The sequence below is a fragment of the Paracoccus beibuensis genome, from assembly GCF_026162625.1.
GTDB lineage: Bacteria > Pseudomonadota > Alphaproteobacteria > Rhodobacterales > Rhodobacteraceae > Paracoccus > Paracoccus beibuensis.
This window is the reverse complement of the sequence record NZ_JAOTBD010000018.1, coordinates 51,103-68,098: the sequence shown is the minus strand read 5'-3', so window position 1 is coordinate 68,098 and position 16,996 is coordinate 51,103. Positions and strand designations below refer to the sequence as shown.

General features: G+C 60.7%; 15 protein-coding genes and 1 pseudogene. 2 read left to right on the top strand and 14 right to left on the bottom strand.

What is annotated here, in order from left to right; translation table 11 throughout:
- Positions 1-352: 352 nt before the first annotated feature.
- From OC159_RS12285 to OC159_RS12230, 12 genes are all read right to left on the bottom strand, one after another.
- Positions 353-712, bottom strand: coding sequence for a RidA family protein (locus tag OC159_RS12285; protein WP_265501466.1), 360 nt, complete (start codon positions 710-712; stop codon positions 353-355).
- A 23-nt stretch (positions 713-735) separates the two neighbouring features.
- Positions 736-2,109, bottom strand: a complete 1,374-nt coding sequence (locus tag OC159_RS12280; RefSeq protein ID WP_265501465.1) for an FAD/NAD(P)-dependent oxidoreductase — start codon at positions 2,107-2,109, stop codon at positions 736-738.
- The gene (locus tag OC159_RS12275) at positions 2,099-2,437 is read right to left on the bottom strand and encodes a (2Fe-2S)-binding protein (protein WP_265501463.1); all 339 of its coding nucleotides are present in this window, start codon (positions 2,435-2,437) and stop codon (positions 2,099-2,101) included. Before OC159_RS12275 ends, OC159_RS12280 begins: the two co-directional genes overlap by 11 nt.
- Positions 2,427-3,563: an NAD(P)/FAD-dependent oxidoreductase gene (locus tag OC159_RS12270; protein ID WP_265501462.1), complete on the bottom strand. Its 1,137-nt coding sequence runs from the start codon at positions 3,561-3,563 to the stop codon at positions 2,427-2,429. Before OC159_RS12270 ends, OC159_RS12275 begins: the two co-directional genes overlap by 11 nt.
- An 88-nt stretch (positions 3,564-3,651) precedes the next feature.
- Complete coding sequence (locus tag OC159_RS12265) at positions 3,652-4,461, bottom strand: ABC transporter permease (protein WP_265501461.1); 810 nt, start codon at positions 4,459-4,461, stop codon at positions 3,652-3,654.
- Complete coding sequence (locus OC159_RS12260) at positions 4,458-5,324, bottom strand: ABC transporter permease (protein WP_265501460.1); 867 nt, start codon at positions 5,322-5,324, stop codon at positions 4,458-4,460. Before OC159_RS12260 ends, OC159_RS12265 begins: the two co-directional genes overlap by 4 nt.
- Positions 5,317-6,387 carry an ABC transporter ATP-binding protein gene (locus OC159_RS12255; protein ID WP_265501459.1) on the bottom strand — a complete coding sequence of 357 codons (1,071 nt, stop codon included), beginning with the start codon at positions 6,385-6,387 and terminating at the stop codon, positions 5,317-5,319. The genes OC159_RS12260 and OC159_RS12255 overlap by 8 nt, the downstream gene beginning before the upstream one ends.
- A 66-nt stretch (positions 6,388-6,453) precedes the next feature.
- Positions 6,454-7,485: an ABC transporter substrate-binding protein gene (locus OC159_RS12250; protein WP_265501458.1), complete on the bottom strand. Its 1,032-nt coding sequence runs from the start codon at positions 7,483-7,485 to the stop codon at positions 6,454-6,456.
- A 332-nt stretch (positions 7,486-7,817) separates the two neighbouring features.
- Positions 7,818-8,738 (bottom strand): LysR substrate-binding domain-containing protein, encoded by a 921-nt coding sequence (locus tag OC159_RS12245; protein WP_265501456.1) that lies wholly within the window; start codon positions 8,736-8,738, stop codon positions 7,818-7,820.
- A 378-nt stretch (positions 8,739-9,116) separates the two neighbouring features.
- Positions 9,117-10,481, bottom strand: coding sequence for an ISNCY family transposase (locus tag OC159_RS12240; protein WP_265501467.1), 1,365 nt, complete (start codon positions 10,479-10,481; stop codon positions 9,117-9,119).
- 131 nt (positions 10,482-10,612) lie between these two features.
- Positions 10,613-11,620: an IS30 family transposase gene (locus tag OC159_RS12235; RefSeq protein ID WP_265501454.1), complete on the bottom strand. Its 1,008-nt coding sequence runs from the start codon at positions 11,618-11,620 to the stop codon at positions 10,613-10,615.
- 236 nt (positions 11,621-11,856) lie between these two features.
- Positions 11,857-12,237 carry a hypothetical protein gene (locus tag OC159_RS12230; protein WP_265501453.1) on the bottom strand — a complete coding sequence of 127 codons (381 nt, stop codon included), beginning with the start codon at positions 12,235-12,237 and terminating at the stop codon, positions 11,857-11,859.
- Positions 12,238-13,004: 767 nt separating this feature from the next.
- Between OC159_RS12230 and OC159_RS12225 the strand changes: the two genes are divergently transcribed.
- A complete protein-coding gene (locus OC159_RS12225) occupies positions 13,005-14,114 on the top strand; it encodes an extracellular catalytic domain type 1 short-chain-length polyhydroxyalkanoate depolymerase (protein WP_265501452.1) in 1,110 nt (369 codons plus the stop codon).
- Positions 14,115-14,124: 10 nt separating this feature from the next.
- Here the strand turns inward: OC159_RS12225 and OC159_RS20185 are convergent.
- Both OC159_RS20185 and OC159_RS12215 read right to left on the bottom strand, forming a co-directional pair.
- Positions 14,125-14,439, bottom strand: a pseudogene (locus OC159_RS20185) (IS481 family transposase); the annotation flags it as partial.
- 133 nt (positions 14,440-14,572) lie between these two features.
- Complete coding sequence (locus tag OC159_RS12215) at positions 14,573-15,034, bottom strand: DUF2934 domain-containing protein (RefSeq protein ID WP_265501451.1); 462 nt, start codon at positions 15,032-15,034, stop codon at positions 14,573-14,575.
- 787 nt (positions 15,035-15,821) lie between these two features.
- On the opposite strand from OC159_RS12215, the gene OC159_RS12210 reads away from it, so the two are divergent.
- The gene (locus OC159_RS12210) at positions 15,822-16,985 is read left to right on the top strand and encodes an OmpP1/FadL family transporter (protein ID WP_265501450.1); all 1,164 of its coding nucleotides are present in this window, start codon (positions 15,822-15,824) and stop codon (positions 16,983-16,985) included.
- Positions 16,986-16,996: the final 11 nt, after the last annotated feature.

The window sequence follows — 16,996 nt, the reverse complement described above, 5'->3', positions numbered from 1 at the left end:
GCGCCTTGAAGCCCGCGTCATGGTTCCTGCGTTTCCGCATTTCTGATCTCCTCGTCCTCGGAGATCAGCAGACGTCAGATCGTAGCTTCCGTCACTGTCCGATTTTCGGGGAGTAGCTCAGGCTGCTCTGAAACGCCAGCGCAACACCTTATGAGGAACGGAGCGCCGGACCTGGCGCATCGCAAGGCCCGGCTGTCACTTTAGCAGGGTAATCCCTTGGCCGGCTATAGCCAGTTCGATGACGCCATCGGCAGGGCGGCCTTCCTCGGGCCGCCTTGCCGATGCAACGGCTATGGCGTGGAAGGTCAATGATTTTCCTTCCACCTTAATAACGGGCCGGAGATCAGTTGGATTACTCTCCGACCGCGGCCGTTACAATGATCTCGACCAGAATATCGGGCGCGCCCATGTCGCATTGTGCGGTCGCGCGCGTCGGTGCGGCATCCGGCGCGGTCCAAGCGTTCCAGACCTCGTTCATCGCGGCAAAGTCGCGATCCAGATCCTTGATCCAGATCTGCGCGGTCAGCAGCCGGCTTTTGTCGGTTCCTGCCTTTGCCAGATAGCCTTCGATCTTTTCCAAGGTTTGCCTGGTCTGGCCGGCGATATCCAGGCTGCGGTCGTCGGCGGTCATGCCACCGACAAAGACCATGCCGTTATAAACGACAGCCCGGCTGCGGCGCGGATCAGTTTCGATGCGGGTGATGGTGCTCATGTTCTTTGTCCTTGTCTTTGAAGTTATGATGTCGACTGTGCAAAGCTGCCTAGATGGATGGGCTTGATCGGCGGACGAATACGGTAATAGCCAACCTCGCCCGGCGCGACCTTGCGCGCGGCAGCGATTATCTCAGTTACGGTTAGCCCGCACAGGCGTCCCTGGCATGGACCCATGCCGCAACGGCCAAAGCTTTTGGTCTGGTTCGGACCAAGGCAGCCAAGATCGACATAGCTGCGCACTTCTCCTGCTGTGACCTCCTCACAGCGGCATACGGTGACGTGGTCCGCCGGGATGCGATGTTCGTCCAAGGGCCGGTAAAGGACGTCCAGAAAGGGCCGAAGCGCGGTATACCGTGCAAGCTGCCGCTGAAGTTCTGCCTTGTGGCCCGGCTGCGCTGTCCCGCCCTTGCGTTCATGCATCGCAAGCACTGACAGCCGCCCCTGGATCGCCGAGGCAAGGGCGCCCACGATCCTACGGCTGTCGCCGGCGACATGGATCTGTGTCTCGCCGAGGCGGCCCGCGTCATCGGTCACCGGTGTCCAGCACAGTTGCGCCGCGTCCCAACGATGCTCGGCACGTAGCGACCAACTTAGCTGCGTATTGGGTACGACCCCCTGGTGCAACAGGACCAAGCCTGCGGAAATTTCGCGTGACTTGCTCTTATGGCGGAAACGAATTCCTTCTGCATGATCTTCACCCAGGATTTCCAGGTCGCTTGCTCCGGAATAAATCGGCACGCGCGCCAAGCGGACCCGAGAGATGAGGCCCAGCCCTTTGACCAGGTCCTTCCGCCCCGTCACGGCGCCATGGACTTTGCCAAGCGCGGTGACATAGGTCGAGAACCGCGTTGTATCGACCAGTCCCGCAAGTTTCACTCCTGCGCGCAGATACTGCCACGCCAGCAGGTAGAGAAGCGGGCCGCAGCCTGCCAGCACGACGGAGCCGGCTGGCTGGGCACCCGCGCTCTTCAGCATGATCTGCGCCGCCCCGGCGCCCATCACCCCCGGCAAGGTCCAGCCGGGGATCGGGAAGGGACGCTCCATCGCGCCGGTCGCGATCAGCACGTTTGTTGCCGAGATCGTTCTCGTCCCGCCTGCGTCTACATAGTCGATGACCCCGTCCTCGGTCAGGTTCCAGACGGTGGCACCAGGGATATGAGCTGCGCCGCTTTGGCGAAATTCCTCGGCCAAGACGCGACCTGCACCATAATCCTTGCCAAGGATCATCTGAAGAGCCTCGGGCGCGTCCTCGACACGTCGATAGATCTGCCCGCCGATGGCCGGCTGTTCGTCCAGCACGCTGACCGTCATGCCGAGTGCGCGGGCTTCGACCGCCGCAGCCATGCCAGCAGGTCCCGACCCGATGACAACCAGATCATTGACATTATTCGCCATTCTTGCCTCCTGACGCCAAGCCTTCCAAGGACGGAGCCCCTGATTGGCGTCTGATGATCATTCCGTCGCGGACAAGGGTCATGCAGCCCTGCCGCGCAGGGATGCCGTCGATTTCCACAAGGCATTCGAAGCAGACGCCCATCATGCAATAAGGCGCGCGCGGTGTGCCCTTGACGATGCTGGTGCGGAGCGCGCCTCGGCTGCTGCTTAAAAGCGCTGCGGCGACGCTGATCCCATCGGGCACGTGGAGGGTTTCGCCCTCGAATTCGATGCGGACCATTGCCTGACCCGCTTTTTTAGGAATCGAAAAAAGGGTTTCAGTGGTCACCGACAAACCTCGCATTTTTATCAAGGAAGCGCTTGCCATTGAACGGCGCGACGTCTGGGGGGGCATCTGTCAGCCCGCCCATCCATGGACCGATGACATTGGCATGGATGGCGGCAAGGGTAACGCCGCTGTGGCAGACGACCGCAAAGGCGCCGGGGCATGTCCCGGATTCTTGATAGATCGGGTATCCATCCGGGGTCAGCGGACGCAAAGCCCCCCAGGCCCGGACAAGCCGCGCATTGGCCAAGGCCGGGAAGGTGTCCACGGCGCGCCGGGCCAGCCATTCGATTTTTTCGACTGTTGTGCCGTCGTCCAGGCCCACATCCTCGGTGGTCGAGCCAATTTGTACGCTGCCTTCCGCGGTCTGTCGCGCCTTGTTGGTCGGATAGTCCATGAATGGCTTCAGCCGTTCGGTGATCAGCACCTGTCCCCGTGTCGTTACGGTCGGCGCGTGGATGCCGACCTGGCTCGCCAGTTCACCAACGCCAAGCCCGGCCGCGATGACGATCCGGTCGCTTGTCCAGCCTTGCCCGTCGCGGCTGCGAGCGGTGAACCTGCCTTTCGCCGCGTCATGTTCGATTGCGGCTACATCGATGCCGCTGATGATATCTGCCCCGGCCTTCTTCAGTCCGGAATGCAGTGCCCGCAGCAGGAACAACGGATTTGCCATGCCATCCTGGGCGCCCCAGCTGCCGCCCACCACCTTGGGGCCGATATCAGGCAGGTACTGCCGGATTTCAGATGCTTCCATCATTCGGAACGGGATGCCGCCAGCCTCGCGGTCGATCTTGGCCAGAAGGTTCGCGCGTTTCTGCACCTCTTCCTGGCTGAACCCCAGCCAGAACCCGCCCTTCTGGATTAGCCCGCTGTCGACCCCGGTCCGATCCAGCAGTTCCTGGTGAAATCCACCCCATTGCCCGACCGCGTCACGCGTCCAGCGGGCATATTCCGGCATCCCCCCGCCCTTGCTGGACAGCCATACCAAGCCGAAATTCCCGCGCGAGGCGCGAAACGCGGTATCCCCCTGGTCCAGCACCCGGACCGACAGCCCGCGACTGGCCGCCCCGTAGGCGATGGCTGCGCCTACCAGCCCCCCGCCCACGACTGTCAACTGTTTCGAAATCATTTCTCCAGCCTTCTTGATGCCCGAAGACGGGCAAAGCTTCCCCGGCCGCCGCAATGCGGCGAACAGGTCGTTTCCTTGTCGAAGCGGTCTACTTCTTGCCGAGCAACACCTTGTCGATGCCGACGACCCGGTCGAGGATGACCATCAGGCCCATGGTGCCCACGATCATGATCGCGGAAACCGAGGCGGTGACGGGATCGGTCAGCATGGCGACGCGGTGATAAAGCGCCACCGGAAGCGTGGTCGTGCCGGGGGTCGCCACAAAGACGGTCATGGTGACTTCGTCAAAGCTCTGGATGAAGGACAGCACCCAGCCGCCGGCGACGCCAGGCAGAATCAGGGGCAGCAGGATGCGCCGGAAGGCGATCCACCGCGACGCCCCCAGAGAACGCGCCGCAAGCTCGGCGTCCCGGTTCAGCCCGATGATCGCCCCAAGGGTCAGCCGCAGGGCAAAGGGCACGACGATCAAAGCATGAACCAACATCAGCGCCAGGAAAGATCCGGTCCACCCCATCACCGAAAAGAACCGCAGAAACGCCACCCCCAGCACCACATGCGGGATCATCAAGGGCGACAGCAGCAGCGCCATCAGGCCGTCGCGCCCGGCAAAGCGATACCGCGCGATGGCGATCGCCGCCGGAACCGCGACAAGCGATGCCAAGGTCGCCGCGCCAAGCCCCAGCCAAATCGAGATCCAGAACGCGTTCATCAGTTCCGGCGCATCCAGGATCGCCCAGTACCAGCGAAGCGAGGCGCCCTCGAAGGGCATCGAGATATAGCCCTTGTCTGAAAACGACACCAGGATGATGACCGCAAGCGGCGCGACGATGAAAAGCGTGAACAGGGTATGGAAGATCAGCGATCCGACCCCGTTGGAACCCAGGCCCCGGTCTTTCATGTGAACACCTGCTTGAATTTGCGCTCAATATAGCGGTTGCTGCCCATAACGACGGCGACGATGGCGATCAGCAGTAGGACCGCGATGGCAGCACCCAGCGGCCAGTTCATCGAATGAAGGAACTCGTCATAGATCGAGGTGGTGACGACCTTCAGCCTGCGCCCGCCGATCAGGGCCGGGGTCGCGAAGGCGGATGCGGATAGCGTGAAGACGATGATCGATCCCGACAGGATCCCCGGCAGCAGTTGCGGCAGGATCACCCGCCGGAAGGTGGTCCAGGATCCGGCCCCAAGCGAGCGGGCGGCATCGGCGACCTGGGCGTCCAGTTTCTGCAGCGTGGTCCACACGGCGATGACCATGAAGGGCAGCATCACATGGGTCAGCACGATGACGACGCCGGTCATGGAATACATCAGCTGCAGGGGCTCGCCGATCAGGCCAAGGCTGGTCAGCGACTGATTAATCAGGCCCTCGCGCCCCAGCATGATCGACCAGCCAAGCGTCCGCACCACCACCGAGATAAGCAGCGGCCCCAGGATCATCACGAAGAAGATTCCCTGATAGCGCGGTCCCATCCGTGACAGGATGATCGTTTCCGGCACGCCCAGCAGGATGCACAGGACCGTCACGCCGCCGGCCATCAGGGCGGTCCGCAAGAACAGTTCATAGTAATAACTGTCTGTCAAGATTTCCAAATAGTTGCCGAAGGTGTAGGAGTCCTGCGTGCCCATCATCGCGTCGAAGACGTTGAAGGACAGGATCGCGGTCAGGGCCAGCGGCACCACCAGAAGCCCCAGGAACAACGCCACCGAGGGCGAGGACAGCAGCCAGGGCTGGCGCGTCGATTTCGAGGTGTCACGCATCGGCCAGTTCCCCGGACGCGGACTGCATGTCCGCCTCGTTCCAGCTGATCCCGACCAACTCGCCCTCCTGCGGCTGGCCGCCACGGGTGTTCACCTTGATTACCCGCAGGCGCCCGAAATCGCAGTCGATCTCATAGGTCCAGGTATTGCCTAAAAACAGCCGCGTGGCGACGCGCCCGGTAATCATTCCCGCTTCGGGCGAGGACAGCGTCAGCCGTTCGGGCCGGATGAACAGCCGGACATCATCCGAAAGCCCGCCATTGCGCCGCGGCGTCCTGATGGTGCTGGACCCGACGCGCAACTGCGTCGATGCCTCGTCATGGCTCAGCACCTTGGCCGTGACGGTGTTCGACTGGCCCAGGAAGTTGAAGGCGAATTCGGTCGAGGGGATGTCATATACCTCTTGGGGCGTTCCCAGTTCGGCGATGGTGCCGTTGGCCATGACGGCGATCCGATCGCTCATGGTCATGGCCTCGACCTGGTCATGGGTGACAAGGATCGTGGTGATGCCCAGGCGCTTCTGAAGCCCGCGCAGTTCGACATGCATCTCGCCCCGCAATTTCGCGTCCAGGTTCGACATCGGCTCATCCAGCAGCAGCACGCGCGGACGGATCGCCAGCACGCGGGCAATCGCCACGCGTTGGCGTTGGCCGCCGGACAGTTCGGCGGGATATCGGCGGTCCAGCCCGTCAAGCCGCACCATCGACAGCGCGTCGGCCACGCGTTCGCGGATCTGCGCCTCGGGTAGCCTGCGCATTTCCAGCCCGAAGCGCACGTTCTGCGCGACGGTCATGTGCGGAAACAGCGCATAGCTTTGGAAGACGACGCCCATGTCGCGCTTGTCGGGGTCGAGATAGGTGATGTCCTTGCCGTCCAGCAGAACTTGGCCCGCCGATGGCGCGACAAATCCGGCCACCATTTGCAGCGTGGTGGTCTTGCCGCAGCCCGAGGATCCCAGCAGGGACACGAACTCGCCACTCTTGATGTCAAGATCGATGCTTTTGACGGCCCGCACGTTCGGCGGATAGGTCTTGGCAAGATTGCGGATGGTAAGTGTGCTCATGGTCCTGCCTGGATTGGGTTGCTGTCTGACTGCCGCAGGCGGAGGGCGCGCAAAACGCGCGCCTGCCTATTCAACCGTGCGGGTCCATTCCTTGGTCCAGTCCGCGCGATTGGCGTTGATGACGTCCCAATCCATGCCGAGCAGCTTTGACAGTTTCTCCTCGCCATAGGGAACTTCCTCGGCGATGGCGGCATCGAGCGTGGTCTTGCTGTTGGTGGGGCCAAAGCCTTCGGTGGCAAGCTTGGCCTGAACCTCGGGCGAGACGAGATAGGTCAGAAACTCTTGCGCCAAGTCTGCCTGGGGACCTTCCGCGACAGCACAGGCCGAAGCAATGATCGCAGGCGCGCCTTCCGCGGGATAAACAAACTCTATTGGAAAGCCGGTTTTCTTCAGGGCCACTGCCCGGTTGCTGCCCCAGACCCCCAGGTCGATATCCCCGTTCTGGAACATCTGCGCCATCTCGGCATTCGACGATGACCAAGTGACCACCTTTGGGGCCAGCTTTTCGCGGATCACATCGAAGCCCGGTTCGATATTGTTCTCGCCGCCTCCATTCATCCGTGCGAACATCAGCAGCGAGTTCAGACCAAAGGTGCCGCTGATCGGGTTTGACGTAACTCGCTTGTCGAACTTGTCATCCGTAAGGTCATTCCATGAGGTAGGCGCGGCCCAACCCTGACTGTCGAATTTCTCCTTATTGTAGGCGATGCCTGTCGCAACCAGGCCAATGCCCACGGCCTTGCCATCAAAGTTTTCCGGCTTTGCCATATCATAAAGATCACCGTAGACGTCAGCGCTATCGACGCTGTCACACAGCCCGAACTGGACAGCCATCTGCATCGGCCCGTCATCGACAAGCGCGACGCTTATTTCCTGATTGCCCTTCTGCGCCTGCAGTTTTGCAAGCGTCTGGCCCGAGTTGCCAGGCACGAAAACAACATCGACGTTGTGTTCCGCCTCGAAGCCGGGGGCGATCTCTGCCTCGAACATCGTCTGGAAGTCCCCGGAGTAGCCGGCGAAATACATCGTCTCCTGCGCGGCAAGGGGCGAAGCAGCTGCGGATGCTGTCAGCACTGCGAGTAGGCTTATACGATTCATGACATTTCCCTGTTTTTTGTTTCTGCCCACGATGAATTACCTCCCGCGGGTCTTGCGACAGCAGGAACGCTATGGTCGTCGCGTAATCCAAGCAAATCAAAAATTGAGGGTGGGTCATGCAATTATGATATAGCCTAGGCTGCAGGTGCCAAGCTTCAAATCTCATGATCCTCCAAGATCCGCCCATAGATTTTCAGGTTGTAGCCTGTCCTTTGTATATCATGATGAAGTTCTGGGACAAAAAAGCTTTGGTGCCGACCGCTTACCTTAAGCCTTCTACTTTCGTCTTTCGGTGCCCGCCGTATCCGGTGAACTTAGACTTGGGTACATGGTCAAGCGGGGTCGACCGACTGGCCCAGGATCGCGGCTAGGTCACTGCGAATGACCTCCCTGACCGACGCCGCAAATTTCGAGATCATTCGGTCCTCCTGCCTGCCGGGATGCAGGACTAGGTATCCGTGATGCTTGATCGCGGGCAGGAACGGCCGCGTGACTACCCCCTTGTCCTTGTAGTCAAGGGCCGCAAGCGGATTGACGATAGCCACCCCTAGCTGCTGGGCGACAAGCGCGCACATTATCAGGCTGTAGGGCGTTTTGAGGCTGACCCGACGCGAGACATCGGCACCGGCAAAAAGCTCCTCTACCTCGGATTGGCCAAATTCGTTCTGTGGCAACGCGATAAAGGGCTCTTCCGCCAGATCGCCGGGAGTGATTACCGGCTTTTCCGCAAGATAATGCCCGCCGGGCATGACGCAGACTGCATCAAGCTCGTATAGCTTCTCGCTGTAAAGCTCGTATGCCTCGTTCACTTGAGACACGATCCCGATGTCCGAGGTCTGATCGTCGATCCAACTCGCAACGGCGGATGAATGCCCGATGTTCACCGACATGCTTGTTTCCGGAAAATCTTGGGCGAACCTCTTGATCGCGCGCGGCAGAAGCCCAAAGGCTGGTACCTGCACTGCGGCCAGCGACAGCGATCCGCCGCTAAACCGGCGAATGCGCCCGGCCGCTTCCTCCAAATAACGCAGACCGTTGAAGCTTCTTTGGACTTCCTTAAAGAACGCAAATCCCTCGTTTGTGGGAACAAGTCGGCCCGGCTGGCGCTCGAAAAGGCGTAGGCCGGTTAGCTTTTCAAGCTGCGAGATTGATCGGCTGACGTTTGGCTGCGAGGTATGCAAGACCTTCGCTGCGGAGGTGGTCGATCCTGAAACCATCACCGCGCGAAACGCCTCGACATGCGAAAACCTCATCTGATCCTCCTGATATTCCTTTGCTATGAATATCTAGAGCTCCCGTGGAAGCGACAATAGCGAGAACAATGTGTTGGCACCGTCTAGGCTCATGCTCCTCAGGCGGAACGTAGACCAGCGTCTGCGCTTTGGCCTGAGCCGCAAAGATCATCGGCAGCAGCAACGCAAGAGGGGTGATCACGGCGCTTGCTCCGTGCGTCGCCGCTCGCTTAAGCCGATCAGGCTTCCCATCAGGTTGAGCTGGCTTTGCTGGAAGGCGCGGGTCATGCCGCGCAGGTAGCCTCCTCCTGTTGCAACCAAGTTGAAATGTCCTCGGCTGCGCAAAGTAGGAATGTCACAGCGGGGGGCATCAGGGCGCAGCCTGACAGGGCGGAGACCTCAGGCATCGGAGCCCTGGCTGGCTGCGCCGGTTGCTGCCTTGCGCTTGCGGTCCGCCAGCGAGTTCCAGCCATTGTTGCGCCGTCCCGTGGGCGTGTAGCGGGTGCGTTGCTTCCCGACCCGGTGCACCTTCGGGGGAGCCTTGTCCTGCTCGGCCTTGATGTATTCCAGGACCGCGCTCAGATGCTTGTTCTCGGTGATGGCCGCATGGGTCACCCGCTGATCCTTGTCGAACACGGAGTAGGGCAGCGAGACACCTTTCCAGCGAAACTCCAGCCGGCCGTCCGCGAACTCATAGCTGTCCACGTATTTGCCCGGCAGATCGCGGGTGATCTCGTTCTCGGCCAGAATGATCCGCAGCCGGTCATAGGAAAAGGCCAGCTGGCTGCTGACATAGCGTTCGTCGCGATAGCACAGAATGTCACGCAGCCGATCCGGTTCGACATTCAGTGGCCGATGCAGGTTGTCCGCACGGCGTGGCACCTTGGCAAACTGCGCGTTGTAGCGCGCCATGAAGCCGGGAAGAAAGGCATTGGCAGTCTCCATGTCAGAGATGCCGGCCAGCCGCAACTCCTTGACCAGACGGTCCTGCAGGGTGCGGTTGGCGCGCTCGACGCGACCTTTTGCTTGCGAGGAGTTGGCGCACAGGATCTCGATGTTCAGTTCGTTCAAGGCCCGGCCGAACTGGGTCATCCCATAGCCTGTCCTGGCACCTTGCTTTGGCACCCGGAACACGGTGTGCTTGTCGGAGTAAAAGGCAACGGGCCGGCCATGCAGCGTCAGATACCGCTCCAGGGCTCCAAAATAGCTGAAGGTGCTCTCGGAGCTGACGAATTCCAGGTGCATCAGGGTGCTGGTGGCGTCATCGATGAACACCAACAAGGTGCAGGCCGGCCCGCGATCCTCGAACCAGCGATGATCCGAGCCGTCGATCTGGATCAGCTCGCCAAGGCACTCCCGGCGCAGGCGCGGCTGGTGGAATGTTCGGCGCTGCTTGCGCGACAGCCACAAACCCGCATCCTGCATCCACTTGCGCAAGGTCTCGCGCGATACCGTCAGCCCGTGACACTCCGCCAGCTTCTCGGCCGCCAGGGTCGGGCCGAAGTCGGCATAGCGTTCCCGAACAAGCGCCATGGTAGCCTCCCGGATCGTCGGGTCGATCCGGTTGTTCGATGCCCGTCCACGTGCCTGGTGCCGGATCGCCGCCGCGCCGTCAGCCCCGAACCGCTTCAGCAGCCGGTGAACCTGTCTGCGGCTCAGGTCCAGAACATCGGCCGCGGTCACGGCTGACATCTGACCTTGCAGCACCTGGCTCAAAACCTCGACGCGGTTCAGCTCGCGTTCACTCATCATCACCCATCCCATGTCTCGGCTCCCAAGGATCGACACGATGCTCATCCAGGGGAGTGTGACATTCCTAAATTGCAGAGGTGAGACATTTTAACTTTGCGTGCAGGCTCCATTCTGAATGCACCAGTCCTGCGGGGCAGGGTTCGTCATGGTGCCTCCAGTCGTATCAGTTCATCTCGAAAGGCTTCGGCGGGTGTTCGGTAGCCCAGGCACTTTCGGGGCGTCGCGTTCAAGCGCTGACATGTCATCTTCATTGAACGAGGCGTCAGCTGCAACACGGCGGTGTCCCGGGGCAGGTAGCGACGTAGTCGTCTGTTCATGTTCTCGACCGACCCTTTTTGCCACGGCGCTTGCGGGTCGCAGAACCAGGCCCTTGTGCCCATGCCGGTTTCCAGCTCGCGCCACGCCACGAACTCCAGGCCGCGGTCAAAGGTGATCGAGCGCCGCGCCTCGGCGGGCAGGGGTGACATCTCATGGATCAGGCGGTTCATGAGGGGCCGGGACTTCCGATCGTTGTTGCGCAGCAGAACGGTGTAGCGGGTCTTGCGTTCGACCAGCGTGGCCACATTGGCATCCCCCTGAGCCCGCTCAAAGATCATCAAATCACCCTCCCAATTCCCAAACTGGCTGCGATCGTTGATCTCGGGCGGCCGGTTGTGAATACTTGTTTCCACGGGAAAAACCCGGTTGCGGGGGGTGCGGGCATAGCGCGGCTTCCGCTTTCGGCGCCGCTCGGGCAGGAGGCGCGCCAGTTGCGCAGACTGTCCTTCGGCAGAATAGACATACTGGTAGATTGTCTCATGGCAGAGTCGGTGCGGGGCACCGGGTTCGATCCTGAGCCGGCCTGCAATCTGTTCGGGAGACCAGCCTTCCTGAAGGCAGCGGATCACTTCAGAGCGCAAATCAGGAAGACGCTCGAGCTTGCGCCGTCGTGACCGCCTGCGGTCAGCCTGGGACTGAGCCGTCATGTGCCAGTAGCCATCAGCCTGCGGGACATCCTTGTCATGCCACCAGTTCCTTTTGACCTCGCGCGTGATGGTCGAGCGATCGCGGCCGAGCATCGCCGCAATCTTCGTCTTTGGCACCTTGGCCTGCAGCATCCTTGCAATGACGCGGCGTTCGTCCAGTGTCAGGTTGGTGAAAGGGCGCCTCATCACATGCTCCTGAATAGCTTCAGGAAACTATCGAGTGATGCATTCCAGAATGGAATGTGCCGCGGCTATACCTCCTGGGCTAATAACCAAGATTATGGAACAGATGGAGCAAGAAGTTCAGCAGGCGGCTCCTTACAATCCCGTAGCCCATCCTCCGTCATTTCGTCAAAGAACGCGTCAGGCGGCGGCGAGATCACGCTGTCCAAGCCGCCAACCCGGACGGGTTTTGGTAGGGCTCAGGACGTCGCAGGCTCCGAATGCTCGTTTGTCTCACCGTTTACAAGGCTCCCAATCAGACGCAGCAGTTCCTGTTTTTCCGGCCCGAGGCCGCCCTGCATTAGAAATTCACCCAGGGTGATGGCACTGACGAGACCACCGGATGGAAGGTTAGCCCGATGCCGGACATTGAGGCACCCGCTATCCGGATCGCAACACAAGCTCCAGCAGTCGCCGTTTTCACTCGCATAAAGCAGCTGTTCTTGTGTAGGCACCTGTTTCTCTTCTCCGTGCACTGTCTCAATGCCTCGCGGCACCATTGCCGTGGCCGGATTTTGTACCGCCGTTGACATATAGGATGACGTGCTCAGGAAGTGAGCGCCCATGCCTAATACAGTCATAGCTCATCCTCCCGAAACATCAGTTCTTTGACCCAGCATATCCTTCTGGCGCTCCCCTGCCAAAGTTTGCGACAGTTCCGACAGCTAAAGCGGTTTTTCGAGCACTATTGTTGTCTTAACGTGGATCATGCCGGCGATGCCTGAAAGACTGGCTTCACTTATCCTGCCCGGCATTCTCAAGCGCCTCCAGGATCTCAAGGGCTTTAGCAAGGCCCGCCGCATTGCTGCGGCCAGACTTGCCATATGCATCCGCAATGTATGGAACAACCATACGTGCCGCCTCGGCGACTGTGTCTGGGACGGTGCTGATCGTCGAAGGGGCGTGGATTGTCCTGCCGTCAGCCTCAGGTGTGCCGCGCAGCAGAAGTCGATGAAGTCTGTGACCCAGGTGGCGGAAAGGACCCATACCTGACAACTCTTCGGGATGCTGCCGGTTGCGGCTCAGGGCGAATTCCTCTAACGCAATGTCAACCGACCTGAAGGGAGCTCATCGGTCACGGCCTCGAGCCCTGAAAAAACCGAGATACAGGATCTTCGTCACGACTTCGTTGACACCTCGAATGGCGCACGCCCATCGCAGCGACCAGCCAATACCTCCACCTCAGCAAGCTTCTGTCGTTTTTCTGCCGTTGCCAAACGACTATGGGGTCTGTGCATTTGGTTCCCGCATACCGGCCTTGCGACGGCAGTTCTGTTTTGCAGCTTGTGGGAAGGGTGGGCGCATGTGACGTCCAAAGACAGTGCCGTTTGCAGAAAGGATCCTTGGCGTGTCGAAGCGACCGCGTTTCCCATTCAAGACCGTATATCTGAAGCCAGGTGCCATCGCCGCAACTGACATGGTCTCCGCCATCTTCACATCTGCCGTGCGGACGGCGGAGTTGGCGTTGACGCAGACTCGTTCTGCACCTGGAAAAAAAGAAGTGCCCAAGGTTTCCAGACGCGCGGCGACAGCCAGGTCCCCGGCAGCTGTTGCAGCCCGGCCCCGCAAGGTCATCATGCCAGCTCGTGCATCGTTCCGGACCGCCACCCACAGCTGTGAGTTCGGGCAGCGGGATTACAAGATCTACACGCCCGCCTCGGCCGCCAAATCCCCGGAACCTATGCCACTGCTGGTCATGCTGCATGGGTGTGGCCAGACCCCAGATGATTTTGCCACGGGCACGCGCATGAACGCCTTGGCCGAGGAGTTCAGGTTACTGGTCGTCTATCCTGCTCAGACCCGAGAGGCGCATCCGAAGCGATGCTGGAACTGGTTTCAGCCCGGCGATCAAGGCCGACAGGCAGGGGAGCCAGCTATTCTTGCAAGCCTCATCCGGAACGTCCTGAAACGGCATCCAGTCGATCCGGCCAGGCTCTATGTCGCTGGACTGTCGGCCGGAGGATCAGCGGCCCTGGTTCTGGCAAGAGCCTACCCTGATATCTTTGCCGCAGTCGGTGTCCATTCCGGACTTCCCGTTGGTGCTGCTCAGAACAAGGCTTCCGCCTTGATGGCGATGGCACAGGGAAATCCCGGCGCTCGGTGCACGGTTCCTATGCCCACCATTATCTTTCATGGAAGCGATGATCGCATTGTGCATGCGCGCAACGGGCGTTTCGTCGCCATCCGCGCGCTCGAACCCTTTGCCGGCGTCCGGGGGACACATCTCAAACGGCAAGTCAAAGGCGGGCGCAGCTATGTGAAGAGCACCCATCGCATAGGACAAGGACGACCACTCGTCGAGCACTGGCTGATCGAAGGGTCAGGCCACGCCTGGTCTGGCGGATCGCCGGCAGGGCGCTTTGTGGATCCTTCAGGCCCTGACGCCTCCCGTGAAATGGTGCGTTTCTTTCTCCGGCACAGAAAGAGCATCCGCAAAGGTGCCATCAGTCTGGATTAGGCTCGGCATCTTTTGGCATGCGGCGGTCCTCGTGCTGCACATATGCGGGAGTATCGCACTCATAGTCCCGGAAGCGCCCATATCCTTTGGCAGGCAAGGTTGAAGGCTATGAGGGCCGGCGGTTCAGGCCTTCAGCCTTCAGGACACGATAGATGTTGTCTCGGTTGAGATGGGGCAGGAAGTGACGCAGCACGAAGGTCAGCTCATCCAGAGGAAAGCCCGTGGCTCGTCGCACGGCGCAGATGGTTGCACGCTCTTCCTCTGCCACGCGCCAAGGCAGGCATTTTGGCTGGCTGGACCGATGATGGCAGTCCTTTCCATTTCGACCCAGAAAGCCACGGCCCTCCAGATCGACATCACGACGACTGTTCCAGATTTTTCAACAACGGGCAGGCGAAACCGGAAACAAAGCCGGAGAAGGTCGCAATCGATGCCTGCGCCCCTCCCCGATCATCGTATCATCCAGCCGTGTCGGTGTCTCCTGCGGTCCCCTTTGGCATAGGGCTCGGCGCCGTCTTCAGGGCATTCTCCTCGTCAGCAGCAGCCTCCCGGGATGCCGCCTTGGACCTGCGTCCCCGTGCGACCTTCACCGCTTCCGCGCCAGCCTCAGGCACGGCCTTCGGCTTGCGGTTCCGGGTTGCCTTCGGTGCCTCCGTCGAGACCCCCTCTGCTGACCTCGCAGCTCGTGCCGGCTTGACGTTCGGAGCATCGGCTGCCGTCTGTTCCGCGTTCAGGCTTGGCTTGCGACCCCGACGACCGGTGGCCTTGCCCAGCGGGGCGGAAGGCTGTGTGTCACCTTCCGCAGCGATTTCGCGTTCCGCCTGAACCCAGTGCTCGGCGTCCTGGCCGTGCGGACGACCGGCTTGCTCCCACAAGGCATGTGCGCGTTGCCGGACTTTCTGATGGTGGTCTTCGTTCATGGCGAGTCCTTGTGCTGCCAAGCATGTGTTTCGTGACCCTGATTGGCAAAACTAGCTGATGGGGCACGTGAGCCTCACCGTGGCACGACGATGCATGTTTGCCAATGGATTGCGCCGCGCAAGCCAGCCCGGAAACGGCGCTTGAGAATGCATTGCCGCGCTGATGCGTCAGCTTTGCTCCAGAAGAGCAAAATACGTCTTGCTTTGTTCCACGGCGAGAACATATCAAGAACATAATGGAGATGTCGGTGAGGTCGGCCCAAGGCCTCCTCCAACTTGGACGCAACGGATAGCTTGCCTTTTTGGCGTGCGTTGAGGCGCGCCGTGTTTCCGACAAGACCCTTCAGCAAGGAGATCGGTGTGACAGCAGGACCAACGAACGCCTTCAATCGGATCGACGAGCCAGATAGCGGGTGCTGGCACGCGCTCGGCGATCTTGCCAGAGCACAGCTTGCCGCTCTTGCTCCACAGGTGCCCTTGGTTCTGCAAGGCGGTATCTCTCCTGCCTTCTTGCCGGGCACCGCTGTTGTTGTGAGCCGCGCCGCCTGAAGCGGGCAGTGATCGTAGCCTTGCAGCAGTGTCCTGGAAACTTCCCGGCGGGGTGATCCTGACTTCTCCAAGCTGCTGCCGCCTGCGCCAGCTCGATAGGGGCGGCGCCTTGACGTCGTCGTGGGATCATTAGCAGGAGGTTTCATATCCATGGACGGCTCTCCCTATGCTAATGTTTTCGTAGCGGCCGCTTGCAGACGTTGCCGTGATGATACCCGAGCCTTGACGCGAGGCCTTCATGAAGACCGCAAGTATCGGCACAGCCGCCTGGCTCCTTTGCAGCACCACCCTCCATGCTGGGGGTGTCGAGCGGAGCAGCCAGTTTCTGGGTCCTCTTTTTGAGCCGAGCCATTATTTCGAGCTGAGCTATGGCCACGTCTCGCCCGGCATCACAGGAACAGACCTGCCGCTTGGCCTCTATTCCGGTGGTGAGCGCACTGGCAATATTGCGTCTTCCTACGACACCTTCGGCTTTGCCTATAAGCACCAATTTAATGATGCCTGGTCAGCCGCCATCATCCTGGACCAGCCGTTTGGGGCCGATCTCGCTTATCCCACCAGCGGCTCCATCAATCTTGGTGGCACCGGCGTGGTCATCAACAACACCGACCTGACCGGCATCATCCGCTTTGCTGTTCCGGAAAGCGGCTTCGGGGTTCACGCGGGTCTCCGCGGAGCGCGCACGGACGGACGCGTGACTTTGGCCGGCGCGGCGTTTGGCCCCATCAGCGGCTACCGTGTCGATGTGGAGAGGGATATCGCCTATGGGTGGCTCGCCGGAGTGTCATGGGAAAGACCGGACATCGCCGCCCGTGTGTCCCTGACCTATAATGCGGTAATCGAGCATGACTTCGACATCTCTGAGACCGGTCCTCTTGTGGACCCCGACGGACCCGGCCCCGCGCCGGCCTTGCCGCTTCTGGACGGGCGTTCCCGGCTGACCGTTAAGACGCCGAAATCCTGGAACCTCGCGTTCCAGACCGGCATCGATCCCAACACCCTTGTCTTCGGCTCCATCCGCTGGGTGGATTGGTCAAGCTTCCGCGTGGACCCTGAGAAGCTCCTTCAGGTGACCGGCAGCGGCCTTGTGGATCTCGACGACACCACCACCTTCACCATCGGCGTAGGCCGTACATTCACCGAGACCTGGTCTGGCGTGGCAAGCGTCACCTACGAGAAGTCCGGCAATGACCTTGTCTCGCCACTGGCGCCGGTAAACGGCCAGAAGGGCATCAGTCTGGCGGCCATCTACACGCAGGACAGGATCAGGATCACGACCGGCATCAGTTATACCAAGCTGGGGGATGCCAGACCCGAGACCGGCACGCCTGATACAGCCCGCGCCGCGATCGACGGCAGCCACGCATGGGGCTTCGGAATAAGGGTCGGCTACAGCTTCTGAGGGCACAGAGC